The organism is Candidatus Stoquefichus massiliensis AP9, from assembly GCF_000455285.1.
Lineage (GTDB): Bacteria > Bacillota_I > Bacilli_A > Erysipelotrichales > Coprobacillaceae > Stoquefichus > Stoquefichus massiliensis.
In genome coordinates, this window is sequence record NZ_HG005296.1 from 11,809 (window position 1) to 15,573 (window position 3,765).

Below are 3,765 nucleotides of genomic sequence, written 5' to 3' on the forward strand. Positions count from 1 at the left end.
TATTGAAATTTTATCTTATAAGTCTTTATCAACTCGGATACCATTTTCTTTCACTATTCTTCCTGGAACACCAACAACTGTACAGTTTGGTGGAACATCTTTCAAAACAACAGATGATGCTCCAACAATACTATTATCACCAATTGTGACATCACCAATAATCTTAGCACCTGCAGAAATCATCACATTATTTTGTAATGTTGGATGTCTTTTCACTTTATGCTCACCAGTTCCAACTCCTCCAAGAGTTACTCCCTGATATAAAACACAATCATTACCAATAATTGTTGTTTCCCCAATAACAACCCCCATACCATGATCTATAAAGAATCTTCTTCCAATCGTTGCTCCTGGATGAATTTCAATTCCAGTTAAAAATCTAGCAATCTGACTGAGAAAACGTGCAAGCATCTTAAGATGTGCATTCCATAAGAAATGGTTAATACGATAAAAGAACATTGCATGTAATCCCGGATAGTTTAAAATAACATTGAATCTATTACGAGCTGCTGGATCCATTTCTAATATTCTTGATATCAAACTTTTTTCCATCACTTTCACCCCTTTGTTTTACATATTTAATCACAAATAAGCAAAAGAAACAATTTAAGTTATAATTTTTTTACTCATCAATAATCTCATCTGGCTTTTTTAATTCTTTTCGATAAAAACGAACAAACATAAATGTTGTGATACAGGCAGCCAATATATCAGATACAGGCTCAGCAAATAAAACAGCAAAAACACGTGTTCCATCATGTACCATTGCCCCAATAGACGATGACATCATTGCTGCAAATGATGTTCCACCTAATAGATTTGGGAATATATAAATCAATGGAATGAGCAGTATAATCTTTCGAGTAATGGCCATCCAAACAGAAACTTTTGCTTGACCAAATGCCATAAAAGCCTGTTGACAAGCAATCTGTGCTCCAAACATTCCAGCACCAATTAAGAAAATACGTAATGCCCATGATGAAAATTGAATTGTTTGTGCATCACTTGCAAAGATAGATACAAAGAATGATGAAAAGAACATTGCAGTAAAACTTGCAATAAAAGCAAACCCTAAACATAACTTAAACATTAAATGAAATGTTTGTCTGACACGTGTATAATTTCTAGCACCATAGTTATAACTTAATATTGGCTGTGCACCTTGACATAATCCTTGTAATGGCAAGGTAATAAACTGCCAGATACTCATTAAAATTGCCATTGTAGCCACTGCCATCGTTCCACCATATATTAATAACTGATTATTAAATGAAATCTGTAATAAACTCTCTGTAGCTGTTTGAACAAAAGGTGATACCCCTAAAGCAACAATTGAAAGAATAATATGAACTTTGGGAATCAAATATTCTTTTTTGATTTTAATAATACTTTTTGATCCAAACAAGAAAATTAATACCCATACAGCTGAAGCACCTTGAGCGATAATTGTTGCCAAAGCAGCCCCAGCAACTCCCATATTAAAAATAAAAATAAAGATAGGATCTAAAACAATGTTGATAATTGCTCCAATAACAACTGTATACATCCCTATTTTAGCAAATCCCTGTGTGTTAATATAAGCATTCATACCAAGTGTGATTTGTACGAAAATTGTTCCTAATGCATATATACTAGTATATGAAACAGCAGGAATAATGGTTTCTTCATTTGCCCCAAAAATATACAATAATGGTTCATGAAATAATAAAATCACTAACGTTAAGATGATTCCCACAACAATTAGTAATACAAAACTATTTGTCATAATCTCTTCAGCCTTATCTTTTCTTTGTTCACCCATTCTAATAGCACAAAGTGGTGCACCACCTACACCAACTAATTGCGTAAAAGCACTCACAAAAGTCACAATGGGTAAAGCCACAGATAACGCAGCCATAGCCGTCGTCCCATCTTGCATTTGCCCAATATAAATACGATCAACAATATTATATAAAATATTGACTAGTTGCGCTATAATTGAAGGAATTGCTAATGAAAACAAAAGTTTTCCTATTTTTTCATGTGCTAAATTTTGATTTGTAGCCATATCGTTTCTCCTTTAAACCATAAGAAAACAGGTATTGAACTACCTGCTTATTTTACTAAAACTTTTAGATAGACGAGGTCTTTTTTCATCAACCCTCTCTTCTATCTTGAGTACATCTAATTTGTAAATAAGTATATACAAAATAATTGCTAAAACACCTGCAGAAACAGCATCCAAAATAGAATGTTGCTTAATAAACATTGTTGATAAAGTAATCATAATAGCTGATGTATTGGCAAATATTTTCATAGCATTTGAGTTTTTAAAATCTCTACATTTGATTAATGCAAGTGCGCATCCAATAGAATTAAAAACATGAATACTTGGAAAGACATTTTGACTTTTGTCTGCTGTATAAATAAAGTTGACTAAGAAAGTTGATAATGAACTTCCTTCAATAACTGTTGGACGATGATCAAAACTTGTTGGATAGATAGTAAAGACAATTAAGCAAACTGTCATTCCAATAAATAAGAAAGCAACACATTTATAGAAATCCTTTTTATGGAAGAAAAATAAATATGCAATTGTTCCTGCCACAAACAAGAACCAATAGACATAAGGATAGATAAACCATGAAACAAAAGGAATGGCCTGATCAATAGATGTATAAACATCTTTAAATCCAAATGTTCCTCTTTGTTGAAGACCAAAATACCAAGGCAAGTAAATAATAAAATAAAGGAAAACCCAGGCATGTTTATATTGAGATAAGAATTTTTTCATTAGTTAAACCCAAATAACTTTCTAGATATACTGTATCCAGTTGTAATTAATTTCTTACCTATAGTACTATCCATTTCCATAACTGATCCTAATACTGTATGTTTCACTGCACGATATAAATCTGGATTCTTATGTTTTAAATACAGCCATAATTCATCCCTTTTTTGAAGATGTTCTTCTGTCCCAGATTTTACCAGCAAAGCACTTGAAACAGTTGTAATCATACTTAAATACTTCACCATATAACTACGTAATTTACGACTTTTTAATTGCATCACATCACAACAATCAATCATTAGTTTATTCACTTTAATCTGCTGATCAATACGTGAAATCATGACTTTCTCATTAACTGACTGATCTTCTCTACCAATATAATAACGATATAAATCAACATTTAAATAATATAAAGTCACAACATATGGTAAAGGCTGATAAACAAATAAATTATCTACATAGAATGTATGTTTTGGTAATTGTAGATTACAATTTCTTAATAACTGTGTACGATAAATAACACTATGCATTAATAAATTCTGCTGTGGATAAAAATGTTTAACATCATACCATCTAAATGTTCTATTTTGTGGTAATGCATTGGTATATTTGATAACACTTGATTTATTTTCACTAGGTTTTTCATAAACATAATTTGCAATTAACATATCCACATCTTCATCTTTTTCATGTAATTGCTTAATTGTTTCTAAAACTTTTACTAATGCCGACTGATCAAACCAATCATCACTGTCTAATACTTTAAAATACAATCCTGTTGCGTTTTTAAGTCCTGTATTCACTGCTTGACCATGTCCACCATTTTCTTGATGTACACATTTAATAGTTTCTGGATATTGAGTCGCATACTCATCACCAATACATGCAGTTTCATCTTTTGATCCATCATCAACGATAATGACTTCTACATCATCTTTTAAAATAAGGCATGATTCAATAGCCTTACTCATATATTCCTGTGAGTTATAACAAGG

4 protein-coding genes are annotated in these 3,765 nt (G+C 31.4%); all 4 read right to left on the bottom strand.

What is annotated here, in order from left to right; all coding sequences use genetic code 11:
• Positions 1 to 15: 15 nt before the first annotated feature.
• Complete coding sequence (gene epsC, locus BN350_RS16400; RefSeq protein ID WP_028044561.1) at positions 16 to 552, bottom strand: serine O-acetyltransferase EpsC; 537 nt, start codon at positions 550 to 552, stop codon at positions 16 to 18.
• Positions 553 to 622: 70 nt separating this feature from the next.
• Positions 623 to 2,047 (bottom strand): MATE family efflux transporter, encoded by a 1,425-nt coding sequence (locus BN350_RS16405; RefSeq protein WP_028044562.1) that lies wholly within the window; start codon positions 2,045 to 2,047, stop codon positions 623 to 625.
• Positions 2,048 to 2,086: 39 nt separating this feature from the next.
• Positions 2,087 to 2,773 (bottom strand): phosphatase PAP2 family protein, encoded by a 687-nt coding sequence (locus BN350_RS16410; RefSeq protein ID WP_028044563.1) that lies wholly within the window; start codon positions 2,771 to 2,773, stop codon positions 2,087 to 2,089.
• The coding region (locus BN350_RS16415; RefSeq protein ID WP_028044564.1) for a glycosyltransferase family 2 protein at positions 2,773 to 3,765 on the bottom strand (993 nt) is incomplete at its 5' end. The genes BN350_RS16415 and BN350_RS16410, both read right to left, overlap by 1 nt.

What these genes read in the sequence shown, in the direction of transcription:
- BN350_RS16410 (WP_028044563.1), bottom strand. Translation starts at nt 2,773, where the DNA reads ATGAAAAAATTCTTATCTCAATATAAACATGCCTGGGTTTTCCTTTAT.
- epsC (WP_028044561.1), bottom strand. Translation starts at nt 552, where the DNA reads ATGGAAAAAAGTTTGATATCAAGAATATTAGAAATGGATCCAGCAGCT.
- BN350_RS16405 (WP_028044562.1), bottom strand. Translation starts at nt 2,047, where the DNA reads ATGGCTACAAATCAAAATTTAGCACATGAAAAAATAGGAAAACTTTTG.